13 protein-coding genes are annotated in these 20,110 nt (G+C 76.1%); 10 read left to right on the forward strand and 3 right to left on the reverse strand.

The features are described 5' to 3' along the window. The 4 genes from ACZ6Y7_RS22405 to ACZ6Y7_RS22420 all read left to right on the forward strand — a co-directional run. The coding region (locus ACZ6Y7_RS22405) for a thioesterase domain-containing protein (RefSeq protein WP_465759683.1) at positions 1-1,256 on the forward strand (1,256 nt) is incomplete at its 5' end. Positions 1,257-1,421: 165 nt separating this feature from the next. Next, a complete protein-coding gene (locus ACZ6Y7_RS22410; RefSeq protein WP_465759684.1) occupies positions 1,422-2,906 on the forward strand; it encodes an MFS transporter in 1,485 nt (494 codons plus the stop codon). Then, positions 2,903-3,862: a GNAT family N-acetyltransferase gene (locus ACZ6Y7_RS22415; RefSeq protein ID WP_465759685.1), complete on the forward strand. Its 960-nt coding sequence runs from the start codon at positions 2,903-2,905 to the stop codon at positions 3,860-3,862. The genes ACZ6Y7_RS22410 and ACZ6Y7_RS22415 overlap by 4 nt, the downstream gene beginning before the upstream one ends. A gap of 151 nt (positions 3,863-4,013) precedes the next feature. After that, on the forward strand, positions 4,014-5,159 hold the full coding sequence (locus ACZ6Y7_RS22420; protein WP_465759686.1) for an NADH:flavin oxidoreductase: 1,146 nt from the start codon (positions 4,014-4,016) through the stop codon (positions 5,157-5,159). A 157-nt stretch (positions 5,160-5,316) separates the two neighbouring features. Here the strand turns inward: ACZ6Y7_RS22420 and ACZ6Y7_RS22425 are convergent, their stop codons facing one another. Continuing rightward, entirely contained in the window at positions 5,317-5,874 is a 558-nt protein-coding gene (locus ACZ6Y7_RS22425; protein WP_465759687.1) for a TetR/AcrR family transcriptional regulator, read from the reverse strand. A gap of 150 nt (positions 5,875-6,024) precedes the next feature. Between ACZ6Y7_RS22425 and ACZ6Y7_RS22430 the strand changes: the two genes are divergently transcribed. Further along, entirely contained in the window at positions 6,025-8,811 is a 2,787-nt protein-coding gene (locus ACZ6Y7_RS22430) for an ATP-binding protein (protein ID WP_465759887.1), read from the forward strand. Between the two features lie 189 nt (positions 8,812-9,000). On the opposite strand, the gene ACZ6Y7_RS22435 is transcribed toward ACZ6Y7_RS22430, so the two are convergent. Next, positions 9,001-10,659, reverse strand: a complete 1,659-nt coding sequence (locus ACZ6Y7_RS22435) for a beta-1,3-glucanase family protein (RefSeq protein WP_465759688.1) — start codon at positions 10,657-10,659, stop codon at positions 9,001-9,003. 266 nt (positions 10,660-10,925) lie between these two features. On the opposite strand from ACZ6Y7_RS22435, the gene ACZ6Y7_RS22440 reads away from it, so the two are divergent. The 4 genes from ACZ6Y7_RS22440 to ACZ6Y7_RS22455 all read left to right on the forward strand — a co-directional run bounded on the left by ACZ6Y7_RS22440 (position 10,926) and on the right by ACZ6Y7_RS22455 (position 16,764). Beyond that, positions 10,926-12,512 carry an AfsR/SARP family transcriptional regulator gene (locus ACZ6Y7_RS22440; protein WP_465759689.1) on the forward strand — a complete coding sequence of 529 codons (1,587 nt, stop codon included), beginning with the start codon at positions 10,926-10,928 and terminating at the stop codon, positions 12,510-12,512. A 145-nt stretch (positions 12,513-12,657) separates the two neighbouring features. Then, entirely contained in the window at positions 12,658-12,981 is a 324-nt protein-coding gene (locus tag ACZ6Y7_RS22445; RefSeq protein WP_465759690.1) for a hypothetical protein, read from the forward strand. A 129-nt stretch (positions 12,982-13,110) separates the two neighbouring features. After that, a complete protein-coding gene (locus tag ACZ6Y7_RS22450) occupies positions 13,111-16,302 on the forward strand; it encodes an AfsR/SARP family transcriptional regulator (protein WP_465759691.1) in 3,192 nt (1,063 codons plus the stop codon). Positions 16,303-16,359: 57 nt separating this feature from the next. After that, the gene (locus tag ACZ6Y7_RS22455; protein ID WP_465759692.1) at positions 16,360-16,764 is read left to right on the forward strand and encodes a hypothetical protein; all 405 of its coding nucleotides are present in this window, start codon (positions 16,360-16,362) and stop codon (positions 16,762-16,764) included. Positions 16,765-16,943: 179 nt separating this feature from the next. Here the strand turns inward: ACZ6Y7_RS22455 and ACZ6Y7_RS22460 are convergent, their stop codons facing one another. After that, positions 16,944-17,648 (reverse strand): TetR/AcrR family transcriptional regulator, encoded by a 705-nt coding sequence (locus ACZ6Y7_RS22460; protein ID WP_465759693.1) that lies wholly within the window; start codon positions 17,646-17,648, stop codon positions 16,944-16,946. A gap of 141 nt (positions 17,649-17,789) precedes the next feature. On the opposite strand from ACZ6Y7_RS22460, the gene ACZ6Y7_RS22465 reads away from it, so the two are divergent. Continuing rightward, positions 17,790-20,045, forward strand: a complete 2,256-nt coding sequence (locus ACZ6Y7_RS22465) for an MMPL family transporter (RefSeq protein ID WP_465759694.1) — start codon at positions 17,790-17,792, stop codon at positions 20,043-20,045. Positions 20,046-20,110: the final 65 nt, after the last annotated feature.

Genomic DNA, 20,110 nt, shown 5'->3' on the forward strand with positions numbered 1-20,110 from the left:
CCTCCGCCGTCGTCCTCCTCGACACCCTCCCACTCACCCCCAACGGCAAACTCGACCGCCGCGCCCTCCCCGCCCCCACCACCACCGCCACCACCGCCGGCCGCACACCCCGCACCCCCCACGAAGAGATCCTCCGCGACCTCTTCGCCACCACCCTCAACACCGACACCGTCGGCATCGACGACAACTTCTTCGACCTCGGCGGCCACTCCCTGCTCGCGGCCCGGCTCACCGCCCGGATCCGGGACGAGTTGGGCGTCCCGATCGGCCTGCGGGCCCTGTTCGAGACCCCGACCGTGGCCCAGCTCGCCGAACGGATCGCCGAGCGAATCGCCGGGCACGGCGGCGCCGAGGACGGCGCCGGATCCTCGGACGGGCTCGGACAGGTGCTGCCGCTGCGCACCGGCGGCAGCCGCCCGCCGCTGTTCGCCGTCCACCCCGGCGGCGGCCTCGGGTGGTGCTACTCCGGTCTGGTCCGCCACCTCGACCGCGACCGGCCGCTGTTCGCCCTGCAGGCCCGCGGCCTCGACGCGGACGGCGAACTGCCCGGCAGCGTCCCGGAGATGGCGGCCGACTACCTGCGCCTGATCCGCGAGGTGCAGCCGAGCGGCCCGTACCACCTGCTCGGCTGGTCCTTCGGCGGCACCGTCGCCCACGAGCTGGCCCGCCGACTCCAGGAGGCGGGCGAGGAGGTGGCGCTGCTGGCGATGCTCGACGCGCACCCCACCGGCCGCTTCCGGCACGCCGGCCGGCCCAGCGACGCGGAGATCCTCTCGCTGGCGCTGGACGGCCTCGACCTCGACGAGCTGGGCGTCCTCGCCGCCGGCACTCCGGCCGCCAGCGCTCCGGCCACCGGCACTCCGACCGCCGACGCGCCGACCGCCGACGCGTCGGCCGCCGACGCCGAGCCCCTGGGGGACGGACTCCCCTCCGCCGAGACGGTGCTGGAGCTGCTGCGGGAGCGCGGCAGCGTGCTCGGCGGGCTGGACCCGGCGGCGCTCGGCCGGCTGGTCAAGGTGACCGCCAACAACCTCGCGCTGGCCCGGGGCGAACAGCCCGGCCGCTACCGGGGCCCGGTGCTCTTCTTCGAGGCCCTGCCCGGCCGGGGCGCCGACGGCGCGCCGCTGACCGATCTGTGGGCCCCGCACGTGGACGGCCCGATCGAGAACCACCCGTTGGACATCCCGCACAGCCGCTTGACCACACCGGAGGCGCTGGACGTGATCGGCCCGCTGCTGGCCGCCCGTCTGCGCTGACCGGCCGCCCCGGTGGTGGTGCGGCCGACCCCGGCCGCACCACCACCCTCCTCCGACCGTTCGCCACCAACCCTTCCCCGGCCATGCGCCACCACCCCGGACCGGAGGCCGCCCGCCCGTGCCCCTGCCCCCCGCCCCTCCTCCGCCACCCCCTCCGGAGCTGCCGTGACCACCTTCCTGATCGTCTGGGCCGGCCGGCTGCTCACCGCACTCGGCTCCGGCATCTCCGGCTTCGCCCTCGGCCTGTGGATCTACCAACAGACCGGCTCCGTCACCCAGTTCGCCACCGGTCTGCTGCTCGGCTTCGCTCCCGGCATGCTGGTCGCCCCCGCCGCCGGCGTCCTGGCGGACCGCCATCGCCGCCGCACCGTCCTGCTGTGCGCCGATGCGGCGGCGATGCTCGCCGCCGTGGCTCTGACAGCCGCCGAGACGACCGGCCACCTGGCCGTCTGGCAGGTGTACGCGACCACCGTCGTGGAGTCCTGCTGCGCCGCCTTCCAGTGGCCCGCGCTCGCCGCCGCCGTGACCGGCATGGTCCGGCCCGAGCAGCGCGGCCGGGCCGGCGCGATGACCCAAACCGCCCTGGCCGGGGCCCAGTTGCTCGGCCCGATGCTCGCCGCCGTGCTGCTCGGCGCGGGCGGACTGCGCGCCGTGCTGGTGACCGACGTGGTGTCCTTCGGCCTCGGGCTGCTGACCCTGCTGGTCGCCCGCTTCCCCGAGCCGACCGGGCGGGCGGTCCGCTCCCGACCACCGGGGGACGCCGACGGATCCGGCCAACGCCGGAGCTGGATGCGCGAGTTGGCCGAAGGACGGCGGCTGCTCACCGGCCAGCCCGGGCTGCGCCACCTGCTGCGGGTGGTCACCGTGCTCAACGGGGCCGAAGCCGCCGCCACCGCCGTGCTGCTGCCGCTGGTCCTGGCCGGCACCCCCGCCGCCGAGCAGAACGCGGCGGTCGCGATGGTCAGCACCTCCGGCGGCCTGGGCCTGGCGGCCGGGAGTGTCGCCATGTCGATCTGGTCGGGGCCGCGCCGGCCCCTCGTCTGGGTCACCGCGGCCACCGTCCTCAGCGGCGCCGCCGTGCTGGCGGCGGGCCTGCACCCCCGGCCGGGCGTGCTGGCGGCGGCCGCCTTCACCTTCTTCCTCGGACTGCCGGTGGTCTCCAGCTGCGCCCAGGTGCTCTGGCAGTCGGCCGTCGCCGCCGAGGCCCAGGGCCGGGTCTTCGCCCTGCGCCGGATGTTCACCCAGGGCGGCACCCTGCTCGGCTACCTGCTGGCCGGACCGCTCGCCTCACAGGTCTGCGAACCGCTGGTGGCACCCGGCGGCCCGCTCGGCTCCACCCTCGGCCGGCTGTTCGGCACCGCCCGGGACCGCGGCAGCGCCATGCTGCTCTGCTGCACCGGCCTGTTCCTGGCCGTCGTCGGCCTGGCCGGGCGCCGTCACACCGTCACCGCCCTCCCGGACACCGCCGTTCCGGACACCGCCGTTCCGGGCGCCGACCTCCCGGACGCCGACCTCCCGGACACCGGCGTGGCGACCACCGTTCGCCCGCCCACCGCCCCTCCGCCCCGGGAACCGGTCGACTGCGGTAGAACCGCAAGGACCGACCCGCCCAGGATCCCCGCCGACTCGACCGCCCCGGAGCCACTGTGATCATCCGTCCGACCGTCACCGCCGACCTCGACCGGGTCCTTCCGCTGATCGCCCCCGACCAGTGCTCCGCCCTGACCGCCGACGCCTACCGGGCCCGGCTCGCCGACGGCGAGTACCGCCCCGACTGGACGTGGGTCGCCGAGGACGACCCCGACGGCCCCCCGCTCGCACTGGCCGTCTGGTGGGGCGACCCGGACGACGACCTGCCCTCCGCCCTCGACGGCCTGTACCTGCGCGACGCGGCGGGCCCGGCCGGCGACCGCACCGAGCCGGCCGCCGCACTGCTCACCGCCGCCCACGCGGCCTACGCCGCGGCCGGCGCGGACGCCGCCCCGGACTACCACCTCTTCCTGCCCGGCGACTGGCGCGAGCGCCCCGACACGGCCGAGGCCGTGGCCTGGCGCCGGGAGGCGGCCCGGCGGTCCGGCCTGCCGGCGAGCGTGGAACGCCTGCGCTACGAGTGGACGCCCCAGGCCGGCCTCCCCGAGCCGTCCGGCCGTCTCCTCCTCACCGCCGAGCCCGATGACGAGGTCTTCGTCGACCTGTTCCGCCGGGTGCTCGTCGGCACCCTCGACGCCGACACCCGCAAGGAGGCCGAACGCCTCGGCGCGGAGGCCCAGGCCCGTGCCGACGTCGCCTTCTACCGCGACACCATGCTCGGCGACCGCTCCTGGTGGCGGGTCGCCCGCACCCCCGACGGCGAGCCGGTCGGCTTCGGCATCCCCTCCCGGAACCACGCCTTCCCCGTCGTCGGCTACCTCGGCGTCCTCCCGGAGCACCGCGGCCGCCGCTACGCCGACGACCTCCTCGCCGGGATCACCCGGATCCTGGCCGCCGAGGCCTCCCCGGAGCGCATCCGCGCCGACACCGACCTCGCCAACGCCCCGATGGCCGCCGCCTTCGACCGCCTCGGCTACCGCAACGACAGCCGCCGCCTGGTGCTCTCCGCGCACTGACGGCCGCGCGTTCCGACCCCGCCCCCGCGGCGGGCGGGGTGACGCGGATCACGCCGGGTTCCGCGCGGCGGGCGAAATGCGGAGGCCGCCGGAATGGTTGGCACGGGCAACCGTGTCCGCCCCGGCGCACATCACCATCCGCGAGGAACCCATGACCGTCACCGAGCCCGCCCCGACCGCCGAGCCCGCCGCCTCCCGCGCGGCCGGGATCCTGTCGCGCCCCGCCCGCATCAACGGGCTGACCGTGCCCAACCGCATCGTGATGGCGCCGATGACGCGCAAGTTCTCCCCCGGCGGCGTGCCCGGCGAGGACGTGCGCTCGTACTACGCCCGCCGCGCCGCCGCGGGCGTCGGCCTGATCGTCACCGAGGGGACGTACGTCGGCCACGAGTCGGCCGGCCAGAGCGACAGCGTCCCGCGCTTCCACGGCGAGGAGCAGCTGGCCGGGTGGGCCAAGGTCGCCGAGGACGTCCACGCGGCGGGCGGCACCATCGTGCCGCAGCTGTGGCACATCGGCATGGTGCGCAAGCAGGGTGACCCGCCGTTCGCCGACGCCCCCGCGATCGGCCCGTCCGGCATCCGGCTGGACGGCACCGAGGGCGCGGGGCGGGCGATGACGCGGTCCGACCTCGACGCCGTCATCGGCGCGTTCGCCGAGGCCGCCGCGGCCGCCGAGCGGATCGGCTTCGACGGCGTCGAGCTGCACGGCGCCCACGGCTACCTGCTCGACCAGTTCCTGTGGGCGGGCACCAACCGCCGCACCGACGCCTACGGCGGCGACCCGGTCGCCCGGACGAAGTTCACGGCCGAGCTCGTCGCCGCGGTGCGCGCGGCCGTCTCCCCGGAGTTCCCGGTGATCTTCCGCTACTCGCAGTGGAAGTCGGAGAACTACGACGCCCGCCTCGCCGAGACCCCCGAAGAGCTCGAGGCGATCCTCACCCCGCTCGCGGAGGCCGGTGTCGACGCCTTCCACGCCTCGACCCGCCGCTACTGGATCCCCGAGTTCGACGGCTCGGACCTCAACCTGGCCGGCTGGACCAAGAAGCTCACCGGCCGCCCCACCATCACCGTCGGCTCGGTCGGCCTCGACGGCGACTTCGTCCGGGCCTTCGCCGGGGAGGGCGCCCCGGTCCAGGGCATCGACAACCTGCTCGACCGGCTGGAGCGCGAGGAGTTCGACCTGGTCGCCGTCGGCCGCGCCCTGCTGCAGGACCCGCAGTGGGCCGCCAAGGTCCTGGCCGACCGCTTCGAGGAGCTGCGCCCGTACGACGCCGCCGCGGTCCGCACCCTGAGCTGAGCCGAGCCGGCCTGGGCTGGGCTGGGCTCAACTGAACCGGGGTGAGCCGAGCCCTCGGAGCGCGTGACGGTCCGTCGACGCTGGACGTCGGCGGGCCGTTGCGCGTTCCCGGCGGGTCGGCGCGCCCGCCGGGCCCTGACGGCACGCCCCGCGGGGCTCATTCCGTCAGGACGGCGACGATGCGGCGGACCAGCTCGCGGCGCTGCGCCCGGTCCGAGACGTCGGCGACGGCCAGCACCTCGGGGTTGGCCGCGGGCCACAGCATCGCGAGGTGGATGAGCAGGGCGAACAGCACCTCGGGGTCGAACCGGGTGGAGACCAGGCCCCTGGCCTGCGCCTCGGCCACGGCGGCGCTGCGCTCGCGCACCGAGGCGATGCCGAGCTCGTTGGGCGTGTCGCCGTACTCCAGCCGCTGCCAGGTGATGATGCGGGGGATGTCGGGGTGTTCGGCGTAGAGGTCGCTCAGGCTCGCCGCGAACCCGGGAAGGTCGTCCGCGTCGAGCGGCACGCCCACGATGATCTGCTCCACCAGCTCGTTCCAGACCGCTTCGAACAGCCCGGCCTTGTTCCCGAAGTAGTGGTAGATCTGCGCCTTGTTGCTCCGCGCGGCGGCGGCGATGCGGTCGACGCGGGCGCCGTTCAGCCCGTGCGCGGCGAACTCGGCCCGGCCGGCCGCGATGAGTCTCCGCTTGGTGGCTCCGGCGTCGCGCTCCATGCCCCCAGCTCCTAACTAACCGTTTACTTGACAGCTTCAACCTGGGCACAGTGTAATCAACCAACCGTCCAGTTGACACGGTTGCGGTCGAACTGCCGAGGCAGCGGCCGGGGGCAGGGGAGGGAACCGGGCGTGGAACCGGGCACGGTGATGGTCGGTCGGAACGGCGAACAGGCACGACTGTCCGCCTTCGTACGGGCCCCCGACGGGCAGGCCCTGGTGCTGCGGGGCGAGGCGGGGGTCGGCAAGAGCACCCTGCTCGACCTGGCCGCGCAGCTCGCCGCCGAGGACGGCCAGCTGGTGGTCCGCGCCACCGGGGTCGAGGCGGAGACCGAGCTGCCCTACGCCGGGCTGCACCAACTGCTCTACCCGCTGCTCCCGGACGACGGCCCCGGGCAGCCCGGCCGCCGGCTGAACGCGGCCGCCCGCGCGGCCTTCGACGCCGTCTTCGGCGAGATGACCGGCCCGCCGCCGCCCGTCATGGCCCTCGGCATCGCCGTGCTCAACCTGCTGTCCTGGACGGCCTCGCAGCGGCCGCTGCTGCTCGTGCTCGACGACGGCCAGTGGCTGGACGACGCCAGCGCCGACGTCTGCGGCTTCGTCGGCCGCCGACTGGCCGGCAGCCCCGGCGTCAAACTCCTGGTGGCCGTCCGCGACGACATCGCCTCCCGGTTCGACACCACGGCGCTCCCGGAGGCACCGGTCGGCACGCTCGCCGAGGCGGACGCCGCCCGCCTGCTGGACCGGCACCACCCGGAGCTCGACCGGCAGGTCCGCGGGCTCGTCCTGGACCAGGCCCACGGCAACCCGCTGGCCCTGCTGGAACTGCCCGCCCACATCACCGCCCACCTCGCGTCCCGCCCCGGCGACCGGGCGCCGCAGGACCTGCTCGGCCCGCACGGCGTCCCGTTGCCCCGGCGGATCCAGGCGATCTACGCCGCCCGCCTCGCGCGCCTCGACGACACCGTCCGCGCGGAGCTGCTGACCGGCGCCCTCGACGGCGCGACGGGCCGCCCCGGTGACGGCCCGGCCCCGACCGCGCGGTACCGGATGCGTGACGTCGACGAGGCCGTCGCCTGCGGTCTGCTGGTCGTCGAACCGGCCACCGGCGACCTCGCGTTCCGCCACCCGCTGGTCCGGTCGAGCATCGTCCAGCTGGCCACCACCGACCAACGCCGGGCCGCCCACCGGGTGTTGGCGCAGGTCCACCGGGAGCACCCGGAACGCCACGCCACCCACCTGGCCGCCGCCACCGTCGACCCCGACGAGCGGGTGGCCGCCGCCCTGGAGGCCGCCGCCCGTTCGGCGACCCGCCGCGGCGGCGCGCGGATCGCCGTGGACTGGCTGACCCGCGCCGCGGAGCTGAGCGAGCACCGGGCGGACCGGGCCAGGCGGCTCGGTGACGCGGCGTACGTCGCCGGGCAGGCGGACCGCCTCGGCCAGGCCCGCAGCCTCGCCCTGGCCGCGAACGCGCCCGGCTCGGACGAGAACCCCGCCGCCGTCCTCGCCAACGCCTACCTGGCGCTGTACCAGAACGGCGACGTCCGGGCCACGCACCGTCAGGTCGCTGCGGCGGTCGAGCGGCTGCGCGACAGCGGCCCCGCCCCCGACGACCCGGTGCTCGACCGGCTGGTGAGCCTGCTGCTCGCCGTCAGCCAGTACGCCGGGAGCCGCACCGCGTGGCAGCGCACCCACGAGGTCCTCGCCTCCCTCGGCGGCCTCGGCACCGAACGGGCGTGGCTGTACGGCAGCACCTGGAGCGACGTGGTGCGGCACGGCGCCGGCTGGTCCGAGCGGGTGGAGCGGGCGGCGGCGTGCCTGGAGGCCCAGGACCCGTGGGACGTCACGCGGCTGGCCGTGTCGGCCTACCACCTCGACGTGCTGAGCCCGCTGCGCCCGTACCTGGAGCGGGTCGTGGACCGCGAACTGGACACCGGCGCGATGTCCAGCGGCATCGTCATGCTGCACCTGATCATGCTCGACCAGATGGCGATCGGTCAGTGGGAGGCCGCCGAGCTCACCGGACACCGCACGCTCGCCCTGGCCACCGAACGCGGCCACGCGCTGTTCGCGCACCAGACGCGGGCCTACCTGGCCCAACTCGCCGCCGTGCGCGGCCGGGCGCAGGAGGCCCGCGACCTGCAGGCCACCGTCGACGCCTGGGCCCGCCCGCGCGGCCTCGGATTCCTCACCCAGATCGCCGACGCCGTCGGCGCCACCGCCGCGCTGAGCGCCGGCGACTACGAGACCGCGTTCCTCTACGCGATCGGCATCACGGCACCGGGTGCCTTCCGGCCGTACGCCTACCAGGCCTCCCGCACCCTGCTCGACCTGGTCGAGGCGGCCCTGCACACCGGACGCGCCGAACAGGCCCGCGCCCACGCCCTGGCCGCCCGGGACACCGGCCTCCCCGACCTCTCCCCGCGGCTGGCCCTGATCACCTACGGCGCCCTCGCCATGACGGCCGACGACGAGAACGAGGCGGCGGACCTGTTCGCCCGCGCCCAGTCCCACCCCGCCGCCGACCGCTTCCCCTTCGAGCTGGCCCGGATCCGGCTGGCGCACGGGATCCGGCTACGCCGCGTCCGGGGCGGCGCGGCGGCCCGGAGCGTCCTCACCCGGGCCGCGGAAACCCTCGACCGGCTCGGCGCCGCCGCCTGGGCCGAACGCGCCCACGCCGAACTGCGGGCGGCCGGGGTCGCGCCCCACCCGCAGACCCCGGCCCCCGCCGCCGGCCCGCTGACCTGGCAGGAACGCCGGGTCGCGGAACTGGCCGCCGGCGGCCTGACGAACAAGGAGATCGGCGAGCAGATGCGGCTGTCCCCCCGCACGGTCAGCGCCCACCTCTACCGCGCCTTCCCCAAGCTCGGCATCACCACCCGCGCGGCGCTGCGCGACGCCCTCACCCGCATCGGCCAGCACTCCGCCGCCCCCTGACCGGGGCCCGCAACCGCGCCCCGTGACCACGCCCCGTGACCACGCGCCGGCCGGGCACTCCGGCCGGGGCGCGGGCGGACACTCCAGCCGGGGCGCGGGCCGGCCGTGGGGCGACCGACGACAGCGCGGGCGAGGTACGTGCCCCGTGCCGGGACGCCGTGAGCCCGGCACGGATCCGGGGGACGGGCGCTACCCGAAGGTGAACCAGTTGAGGTTGACGAAGTCGGCGGCCTGGCCGCTGGCGAAGGTGAGGTACACGGTGTGGGTGCCGGTGGTCCGGGCGATGTCGGCGGGGACCGTCCGCCAGCTCTGCCAACCGCCGGTGTCGGCGACGGCGAAGCTGCCGACCGGTGGCGCGGTCACGCTGTCCAAGCGCACCTGGACCAGCCCGCTGACCCCGGGGGCGGCGCCGGAGGCGACCCGGGCCAGGAAGCGGGTCGCGCCGGAGGCGCCGAAGTCCACGCCCGGGTAGCAGAGCCAGTCGCCGTTCCCGATCCAGCCGACGTCCTGGCCGCCGCCGGTGTCCGAGCAGTTCTCCGAGGCCGTCCCGGACTGCGAGCCGTAGGACTCGGCCTGGATGGTGCCGAACGCGCTCGTCCCGCCGCCGGGTTGCGGCGAGGGCCCGGGGTCGACCGGGCCGCGGGCGCCCCCGACGGTGACGGACAGCAGCGTGGGGCTCGCCGACTGCACCCTGCCCTCGAAGTCCACCCCGGCCGGGTGGACGTCGTCGTACGGGAACGCGTAGCCGAGGTGGTCGGGGTTGGTCGCGTGCAGGATGCGGGCGTAGTGGTTGGTGCGCGCCGCGGTGTAGAAGGCGGCCGGGTTCTCGCCGTCCGGCTGGCGCGGATCGTCCAGCAGGGTGGTGCGGTTGAGCGCCGCGGCGAGCCGCGCGCTCAGGTTGCCCATCAGGTCGTTGCCGGTGGTGAACGGCGCCGAGCTGCAGTTGAAGACGGCGGCGGTGGAGGGCTTGGCGAAGCCGCCGACGCCGGGGAAGGTGAGCACGCCGTCGGTGACCCGGCCGGTGACGGTTCCCCAGCCGGCCTGGGTGTCGACCACCAGGTCGGTGCTCCGGTACTTCTGCCACACGGCGGCGAGGTAGTCGTCGAGGTAGCCCCGGAACAGCGACGGGTCGGCACTGATCGCCGTGTTGGGGCTGAGGATCCGCAGGGTCCGGCCGGCCGGGTCCGGAACGATCAGCCGGGCCCAGTCACCGCCGTCGGCGGCGGCCTGCGTGCGCAGCGCGTTCGCGACGGACTCCAGGCCGCCGACGGGCAGGCCGCTGACGCTCTGCCGCCCGGCGCCGGTGGTCAGGTCGAACGCGATCGGGACGGCGGCGAAGTCGACGTAGCTGATGTTGGCGTACAACTGGTCCGGCCCGTAGGTGAATTCGCAGAACCCGTAGGAGGTGCCGATGTTGGGGTCACTCGGATTGCTCACCGAGGGCAGTGCGATGCCCGGGCCCGGGTTGATCAGGAAGACCAGTTCGCGACCGATCGAGAAGTAGATCCGCCCGCTGGAGAGGTACGGCAGTCGGATCCGCCGCGGGGTGCCGCCGGCCGGCCCCAGGGCGATGGCGCAGTCGGCGCCGAGCGGCGCACCCGGCCCGGCCGGGGAGGGCGGGTGGTAGAGCGTGCTGCCGTCGGAGCGCAGGAAGGCCCAACTGCCGCCCTGGGCCGGGTCCAGGCCGAGGACGTAGGCGTAAACCGGCTGGGACGGCACGGTGTTGACCAGATCGACGTCGAGCCGCTGGGGCGTGGTGCTGCCCTCAGCGGTCCGTGACAGGGCGAACAGCGCGGGCGCGGTCAGGGCCGCGACGCTGGCTCCGAGCAGGGTCCGGCGAGTGATCACAAGGGCTCCGGGGGCGGCGGGGGCGGTCGGCGGCGCGGACTGCGCCGCCCGGCCTCACGGTCCCGCTGGGGCGAGGACACGTCAATACCTGTAGCCATAAGCGGCCCTTAAGCCTGCATCGGTTGATTTCTTGAACGACGGTCGGACGGTCGGAGGCTTCGACCGGGCCTCCCCCGGGCGGCGAGGTCCGTGCCGCCCCCGTCCGGCCCTCGGAGCGGGCCTGCCGTCGCGTCCGGCGATCGATGGCGGGATACCGACCTGCCCCCTTGTCGGCGGCCACCGCCTCCGTAGCATGGCCGGAGGTCGAATTCGGTCGCATAGGGAGGACCCCGCTGGAGCTGTACTTCAGCACGCTCGGACCGCTCAGGGCGCGGCGCGGCGACCGGGAGCTACGGCTGAACCGGGCCCGGGACCGCGCGGTGCTCGCCGTCCTCCTCGCGAACGCGGGGCGGCCGGTGCCCGTGACGGAGATCATCGACGGCGTCTGGGGCGACGAGGCGGACGGGGCACCGGACCGGGCCAGGGGTCTGCCGGCCACCATGTACCGACTCCGCAACGCCCTGGCCGGCGCGGACGACGCCGTCCGGGGTGACAGCGGCGCGGACGGCACCGTCGCGGGCGGCAGCGCCTCGCCTGGCGGCGCCGCCGGTGGCAGCGCCGCGGGGGGCGCCGCCGCCGGTGGCCGGGTCCTGCGGCACGTCGGCAAGGCGTATCGGCTGGAGGTGGATCCGGCCGCCATCGACCGCACGGTGTTCCTCGCCGAGATCGCCGCCGCCACCGCCGCCCGTCGCAACCGGCAGCCCGAGCGGGCCCACGCCCTGCTCACAGCGGCGCTCGGCCGCTGGTCCGCACCGGTGGCCCTGGACGGCGTACCGGGCCCGTTCGCCGAGCACGACCGCCGGATGCTGGCCGGGCGCCGGGAGGAGGCCCGGCTGGCGCGGCTCGAACTCCGCGTCGAACTCGGACTGCCGCTCCCGGCGGAACCCGGCCCGGAGCAGACCGCCGTCGTCCCGCACGCGCTCGCGCTGGCCCGGGCGGGCCGCACCGAACAGGCCCTGGCCCTGCTCGCCGGCGGCGTCGGCGGCGGCGAGGCGGCGGCTCTGGCCGCACGCCTCCGGGGGCGGCCCTCGGACCTGGCCGACTGGACGCCCTGGGCCTCCCGGACGGCCCCTCGACCGGTTCGCCGGCCGTTCCAACTCCCGCCGGACGCCGCGGACTTCACCGGCCGCGCGGCCTTGCTGACGGAGCTCGCCGACGCCCTGGCCGGGCCGGAGCCGGGGCCGGGGCCCCGCTGGGTCACCGTCACCGGGCCGCCTGGCTACGGCAAGAGCGCGCTCGCCCTCCACGCAGCGCACCTGCTGGCCCCCGGCCACCCCGACGGCCAGCTCCACGCCGAACTGGGCGGGACGGCACCGGGCGCGGCTCCGGCCGCCGTCCTGGCCGCCTTCGTGCGGGCCCTGGGCGTCGAGGAGCACGCCGTCCCGCCGGGCCTCGCCGACCTGCGCACGCTCTACCTCCGGCTGCTCGCCGGACGCCGGGTGCTGGTACTGCTGGACGGCGCCGTCGACGCCGCACAGGTCCGCCCGCTGCTGCCGGCCGAGCCCGGGAGCGCGGCCATCGTCACCGCCGGTCGCCCGCTGCCCGGCGGCCACACCGTCACCGTCGGCCGGATGGCGCCGGACGAGGGCATCGAGCTGTTGTCCCGCGCCCTGGGCAGCGCACGCCTGGCCCGGGAGCCGGACGCGGCGCGCGCCCTGGTCGCCGCGTGCGACCATCAGCCACGCGCTCTGCGGCTGGCCGCGAGCCGCTTGGTGGGCCGTCCCGCCTGGCCGGTTTCCGCCCTCCTCTCGTAGCCCCCGCGAGGACCGTCCGTTTACGCATAAACGCGGAAGTCAACCCCTCGTCAACCGGCCCCTCCCACAATCCCGTCGGTGACCGTGATCACCCTCCGGTCCGTGCGCCGCACGGAATCTCCGACGATGGGAAGAGGACGAACTGATGAGTGGGACCGTCATGCGGATCGACCGGGTGCCGGCCGGCCTCGCCGTCGAGCACGGCGCGGGGCGTCCGAGGGGGCGGGGCGACGGCCGCCCGGCCACCCACGACGCCTCGGGCAGCAACCGGTCCGCCCGGTCCGTCCGGCCCGCCATGGCCGCCCGGCCCACCCGGCCGGCCCGTTCCGCGACCCGAGCGTCAGGGCCGGACACCCGTCACGCGACCGGGCCGGTCGGGCGCGCCACCCGTCGGATCCCCGGCAGGAACGCCGGCCCGGGCTCCACCGAGAGCCCCCACGTCGTCCGGCCGGTGCCGCGGAACCACTGAGCCCCGCACGCCGTGCCCCCGGTGCCCCGCGCCCGGCCCTCAGCCCTCGGCCCCAGTCCCGGCCCTCGGCCCCAGTCCCGGCCCTCGGCCCCGGTCCCGGCACCGGTCCCGGGCGTGAGCCCGCGGCGGATGCCCGCGCGCCACCGCCATCCACCAGCCCCGGCCGCCCTCCCGCCCGGGGACCGACGAGCCGTCGGGAGAGCCGTCATCGCCACCGAGCCCACCCCTGCCCCCGCCCCCGAGCCCGCCACCGGCACCGTCCCTGCCCCTGTCCCCGGCACCGCCCCTGCCCCTGCCCCTGCCCCCGCCGGCGAACGCACCCCCGCCAGCCCGCCCGACCTGCGCTTCCGGCTGCTCGGCCCCCTCGCCGCCCGGGCCGGCGACCGCCGCCTCGACCTGGGCCGCAGCCAGCAGCAGGCCTTCCTCGCCATGCTGCTCGCCCACCCGGGCCGGCCCCTGAGCGCCGCGCGCCTCGCCGAGGGCGTCTTCGACGAGGACAACCCCCCGGCGCGCCCCAAGTCCGTCCTGGCCACGCACGCCTACCGGCTGCGGCGGGTGTTGCGCGACCACCACGCCGACCACCTCCTGGTCACCGTCGACGGCGGCTACCGCCTCGACGTCCCCGCCGGGTCGCTGGACTCCGTCGTCTTCGACCGCCTCGTCGCGCAGGCGCGGGACCTCTCCGCCGACCGGCCGCGGGCCCGCGACCTGTTGACCCGGGCGCTGGCCCTGCACCAGGGCGAGCCGCTGGCCGGACTACCCGGCGGCCATGCCGTCGAGCTGCGCCGCCACCTGGCCGAACGCCGGGTCACGGCCCTGGAGGCGAAGCTCGCCCTCGACGTCGACTTGGGGGACAACCCGTCCTGTCTGGTCGAACTCGACCAGGCCGTGTTCGCCCATCCCTTCCGCGAGCGGTTCCGCGCCCTGCTGATGCTGGAGTACCACCTGGCGAACCGCCCGGCCGAGGCGCGGGCCGTCCACGCCGACGCCCGGCGCCACTACCGCGCCGAGGGGCTGGAGTGCCGGGAGCTCGACGCATTGCACGCGCGGATCCAACGCGCCGACCCCACCCTCGGCACCGCGAGCCGTCCCGTGAACCGTCCTGTGAGCCGTCCTGTGAGCCGTCCTGTGAGCCGTTCGACCGCCGCGCCCGGCCGGCCGCCCCGTCACGGGGGGACGGACTCCGGCGGCTCGGCCGTCCCGGAACAACTTCCCCCCGCCCTGGCCGACTTCACCGGGCGGCGGAGCGCCGTCACCGAGCTGACCGCCGTCCTCGGCCGGCCCCACCCGGGCTCCACGGTCATCTCGGCGATCAACGGAATCGGAGGCTCCGGAAAGACCAGTCTGGCCGTGCACGCCGCCCACGCCCTGCGCGCACGGTTCCCCGACGGCCGGCTGTACCTGGACCTGCGCGGCACCCGCGCCGACCCGCTCGACCCGGCCGAGGCGCTCGGCACGCTGCTGGCCTCGCTCGGCGTCGCGGACCGGGAGATCCCGGCGGACCCGGCCGAACGGGCCGCGCTCTACCGCACCACCGTGGCCGGCCGCCGCCTCCTGGTGCTGCTCGACGACGCGGCCTCCGCCGAGCAGGCCGCCCCGCTGCTGCCCGGCGCCCGGACCTGCGCGGTCCTGGTCACCAGCCGGGTCTGGCTGACCTGCCTCCCGGGCGCCCACCACCTCCACCTCGACGCGATGGAGCCCGCCGAGGCGCTCGACCTGCTCGCCACGGTCGCGGGCCGCGCCCGGACCGAGGCCGAGCCCGAGGCCGCCACCGCCATCGTCGCGGCCTGCGGCCTGCTGCCGTTGGCCGTCCGGGTGGCCGGGTCCCGGCTGGCCGCCGACCCCGCGCAGTCCCTGACCGTCCTGGCCTCCGCGCTGGCCGACGAGCAGACCCGGCTCGCCGAACTCGCCCACCGGCACACGGCGGTGGAGCCGGTCCTGGCGCTCTCCTACGCCGGCCTCGACGGCGAACGGGCCCGCGCCCTGAGACTGCTCGCCCTCCCGGACACCGCCGTGCTCGGCCTGGACCCGGCCGCCGCCCTGCTCGACCGCACTCCGGAGCACACCCGCGAACTCCTGGAGACGCTGGTCGACCTGAACCTGCTGACCTCACCGGCCACCGACCGGTACGGGCTCCACGACCTGCTGCGGGTCTTCGCCCGTCGGCGCAGCGCCGACGAGGACGACCCCGCGGAGGTCTCGGCGGGGTACGCCCGGCTGCTCGCCTCCTGCCTGGCCACCGCCCGCAACGCCGAGGCGACCGCGCACCACGTCGAGCACACCCGTCGCAGCCTGATCGGGGCGCAGGCCCCCGCCTCCGGGAGGACCTTCGACAGGGTGGAGGACGCCGCCGCCTGGTTGCGCGAGCAGACCGACGTCCACCGGGCCGTGATCCGCCGGGCCTGCCAGGACCCGGTCCTCTCACTCGCCCAGGCCGCCGACCTGACCGACAAGATGGGCTCGATCCTGTTCGGCCGCGCCTACGCGACGGCGGTCGGCGACCTCGCGGCCCGGGTCGCCCGGGCCGCGTCGGCGCGCGGCGAACGGACCGCCGAGGCGCTCGCCCGCTCGGTCCGCGGCAGCATGCTCTGGCACGCCGGCTCCTACGCGGCGGCGGGCGAGGAGCTCCGCCGCTGCCTGCCGCTGTGCGCGGGGCCGGAGCTGCGCCGCCTGCGCGCCAACGTCCTGCAGTTGCTCGGGGCGAACGCGCGGGTGCTGGGCGACTTCGAGGCGGCGATCGGCCCGCTGGACGAGGCGTCCTCGCTGTTCCACGAGCTCGCCGACGAGACCGCCGAGGGCCTCGCACTCGGCGAGCTCGGGTACAACCACGCCAGGTGCGGCCACCTCGCCCGGGCCCGGGCGGCCGGCGAGCGCTGTGCCGGGCTGACGGGTGGCGAGGTGTCCATCTCCTCGGCCGTCGGCAGCTACTACCTGGCCCGGATCCTCCACCTCTGCGGCGACCTCGCACCGGCTCTGGAACGGGCGGAGGCCGCCCTGGGCCGATTCCGTTCCTTCGGCCTGCCCGCCTTCCGGGCCGCGACCGGCGGCCTGATCGCCCAGATCCACCTCGCGGCCGGGCGGCCGACGGCGGCCGTCCGGGCCGCGGAGGAGGCCCTCGCGCAGGCCCGCCTCGTCGGCGGGATGGTGGAGGGCACCGTGCTGCGCGCCCTCGGCCAGGCCCTCGCGGAGCTGGGCCACCGCGGCCGGGCCCGGGCCTGCCTCGGGCAGGCGCGCGAGCTCTTCCGTCGGCTGGACCTCGACGCCGACGCCGCCGAGACCGAGCGGCTGCTCGGCGTGCTCATCGAATGTCCATCGTCCTGACCGAGCCTCATGCCGTGGCCCGGTCAACCGGATCGGGCCGACAGGAAGGGAATGCACATGTCCGTCAAGGGAATCCGCCGGGTCGTCCTGGGCCTGGCCACCACCGCGCTCGCCGGCGGGATCGCACTGACCGGTGCCGGGACGGCGTCGGCGTCCAGCGGCGGCGGCTGCGCCGGCCCGGATTGGAAGCAGACCTGCATCAGCGCCGGCGGCGGGCAGGTGACGGCGCAGGTGAACACCAACTTCGGCGGCAACAACTGCACCGAGCAGATCATCATCTGGGACTACACCACGGGCAGCCAGGCGCTCTCCACCTCGTTCCCCTGCCGCTCCGGCCAGTACTCCTACACCTACACCCTGACCAACCCGACCCCCGGCCACGACTACAAGGCCGAGGCCCGCTTCTACTGGCAGCCCGGCAACGGCTACGACTACCAGCTGAGCCCCGACCTCTGGTACTGAGCCACCGGGCCTAGTGACACGGCCCTCCACCCCCGCGGGTCCTGAGCCCGCACCGCGTCCCGCTCCCGGCACTCACGGGGGCGGGACGCCTCTGCGTCCACCGGCTCCGCACTCCCCCGCGTCCCGCCGCCGCGCGGGCCCCGCTCAGCCCTCCGCGCCGATCAGCGCTCCGCCCCCCATCAGCCCTCCGCCCCGATCAGCGCTCCGCCCCCGCGCTCCGCCCCCGCCGGCGTGAGGCCCGCGGTGCGCGCGGCGACGCCCGCCTGGACGGCGAAGAGGCGGTCCCGCGCGTCCTGGTCGAGCCCCTGGAAGTGCCCGTGCGCCTCCAGGGTGACGAACCCGTGCACGGTGGCCCAGGCCAGCATCAGGGCCTCCCCCGCGTCGGGCACCAGCGGGCTGCCGGGCCGACCGCGGTCGGCCGTGTCGGCGACCAGTTCGACCATGTGCTCCATCGCCCGCCGGCCGGCCACCACGGTCGGTCCGTCCGGCGGGGCCGCGTACCCGGGCACGGGGGAGCCGAAGATCAGGGCGAAGCGCTCCGGATTCCGCTGCGCCCAGGTGCGGTAGCCGGTGCAGGTGGCGACGAAGCGACCGTCCAGGTCGTCCCGCGGCACCGTCCCTCGGGTCGCCGTCAACGCGTCCGACAGACTGTCGTACGAGTCGGCGACCAGGGCGGTGAGCAGTTCGTCCCGGTCGGCGAAGTAGCGGTACAGCGCCGGCGGGGTCATCCCCATGCTGCGGGCGATGTCGGTGAAGCGGAGGTTCGCGGCGCCGCGCTCGACGATCAGGCCCAGGGCCGCCCGCTTGATCTCCTCCACGGTGCCGGCGCGCAGCCGCTCACGGCGGCTCCGCCCGCCGCTCTCCCCGGTCGATCCACCCGTCATGGCACCTCCGTCGGCTCGCCGTGCCCGCACCGCGTTGACAATCCGTACCCGTCGAGGGAAACGTTACGCAGCATAAGACGCGTGATGAAGCGTAACGCTTTTGCCGGGGGACGGGGGCCCCGACGACGTACGGAGGACCACATGTCCCAGGGACCGCCCGTGGACCGGCGGACAGCCGCCGGGCCGAGCGGGCCGCACAGGCCCGGCCCGCTCGGCCGAATAGCCGGTTGGAGCTTCCGGAACCGGGGCCGCACCGTGCTGCTCTGGCTGCTCGCCGCCGGCGCGGCCTTCGGCCTCTCGGCCGGCCTCGGCGCCAAGTACAGCGCCGACTACTCCGCGCCCGGCTCGGACTCCAAGCAGGCCCAGCAGCTGCTCGCACGGGACTTCCCCGGGCTGGGCGGCGAATCGATCAGCCTGGTGCTGACCTCCGACGGCAGCGTGACCGACCCCGCCACCCGCGAGCGGGTCACCCACCTGCTCGCCCGGATGGCCGAGGTACCGCACGTCAGCGGCATCGACGACCCGTACGGCCCGCGCGGCAGGGTGTCGGCCGACGGCCGCACCGCCCTCGGGCAGATCCACCTGGACGTCTCCGCCGCCCCCGACATGCCGAAGGCGGACACCCAGCGGCTGCTCGACCTCGCCCGCCCCGTCGACGGCGGCCTGCGCGTCCACCTCGGCGGCATGACGGTCCAGCAGGCCGAGCAGGGCGCGATCGGCTCGGAGGCGATCGGCATCGCGGCCGCCGCCGTGATCCTGGTGATCACCTTCGGCTCGGTCGTGGCCGCCGGCCTGCCGATGCTCACCGCGCTCGGCGGGCTCGCGGTCAGCAGCGCCCTGCTGCCGGTCCTCGCCGCGATCATGCCGGTCCCGGACTGGTCGACCTCGCTGGCCGCGATGCTGGGCATCGGCGTGGGCATCGACTACGCGCTGCTGCTGGTCACCCGGTTCCGCGAGTGGCGCGCCGAGGGGCTCGAACCCGAGGCCGCCACGGTCGCCGCCCTGGACACGGCGGGCCGCGCGGTCGTGGTCGCCGGCCTGACCGTGGTGGTCAGCATGCTCGGGCTGTTCGCGATGGGCCTGTCGTTCATGCGCGGCGCCGCGGTCGCGGCGATCCTCTCCGTGCTCGTCGTGATCGCCGCGTCCGCCACCCTCTTCCCCGCCCTGCTCGGCTACCTCGGCCGGCACATCGAGCGCCTCCGGCTGCCCCTGCCCCGGCGCCGCGCCGCCCGGGGCGAGAGCCCGGTGGGCGCCGGCTGGCTGCGCTGGAGCCGGCTCGTCGAGCGGCACCGCGTCCTCGGCGCCCTCACCGGGGTCGTCGTCCTGCTGGCCCTCGCGGCGCCGTTCCTCGGTGTGCGCTTCGGCTTCCCCGACGCGGGCAACGACCCCGCCGGGCGCTCCAACCGGCTCGCGTACGACACGGTGGCCGCCGGCTTCGGAGCGGGCAGCAACGGACCGCTGGTCCTGGTCGCCGAGTTGGCGCCGGGCACCCCGGCCGAGGCGACCGCCACGCTGCCCGCCGCGCTGAAGGCGGTGCCCGGCGTCACGGCGGTGACCCCTCCGCTGCCCGGCTCCGACGGCCGCTCGCTGCTGCTCACCGTCATCCCGGAGAGCGGTCCGCAGTCCAGCGCCACCAAGACCCTGGTCCGCGACCTCCGCGACCGCGTCGTCCCCGCCGCGGTCGGCCCCGGCGTCCGGGTGCACGTCGGCGGGGCGACCGCCAGCGCGATCGACAGCACCGACAACATCGCCCGCCGCATCCCGCTGCTGGTCGGCGGCGTCGTCACGGTGTCGATGCTGCTGCTCCTGGTGGCCTTCCGCAGCCTCGCCGTCGCCCTCAAGGCCGCGGTGATGAACCTGCTCTCCGTCGGCGCCGCGTACGGCGTGGTCGCGCTCGTCCTCGAAGGCGGCACCGCCGGCCGGTTGGTCGGCATCGACAGCCCCACCCCGCTGCCCGCCTTCGTCCCGGTGCTGACCTTCGCCGTCCTCTTCGGCCTCTCGATGGACTACGAGGTCTTCCTGGTGAGCCGGATGCGCGAGGCCTGGCTGCGCACCGGCGACAACGCGGAGTCCATCGTCCGCGGACTGGCGGGCACCGCGCGGGTGATCACCGCCGCGGCGGCCATCATGGTCGCCGTGTTCGCGGCCTTCGTCCCGTCACCCGACCTGCCGATCAAGGTCATCGGCGTCGGCATGGGCTCGGCCATCCTGATCGACGCCACCCTGGTCCGGCTCCTGCTGGTACCGGCCGTGATGCACCTGCTCGGCCGCGGCAACTGGTGGCTGCCCGCCTGGCTGGACCGCCGCCTGCCCCACCTCCACGTCGAAGGACACACCGAGTCCTACCGGCCGCAGGCCGCCCCCGAAGCGCCCCGCTCCCCGGCGGCCGTCGGCTGACCCCACCACCGGACCGCGGGCGCCCCACCACGCCCGCGGTCCACCACCCGCCGCCCCGCCCCCGA

The organism is Kitasatospora sp. NPDC053308 (assembly GCF_055585785.1).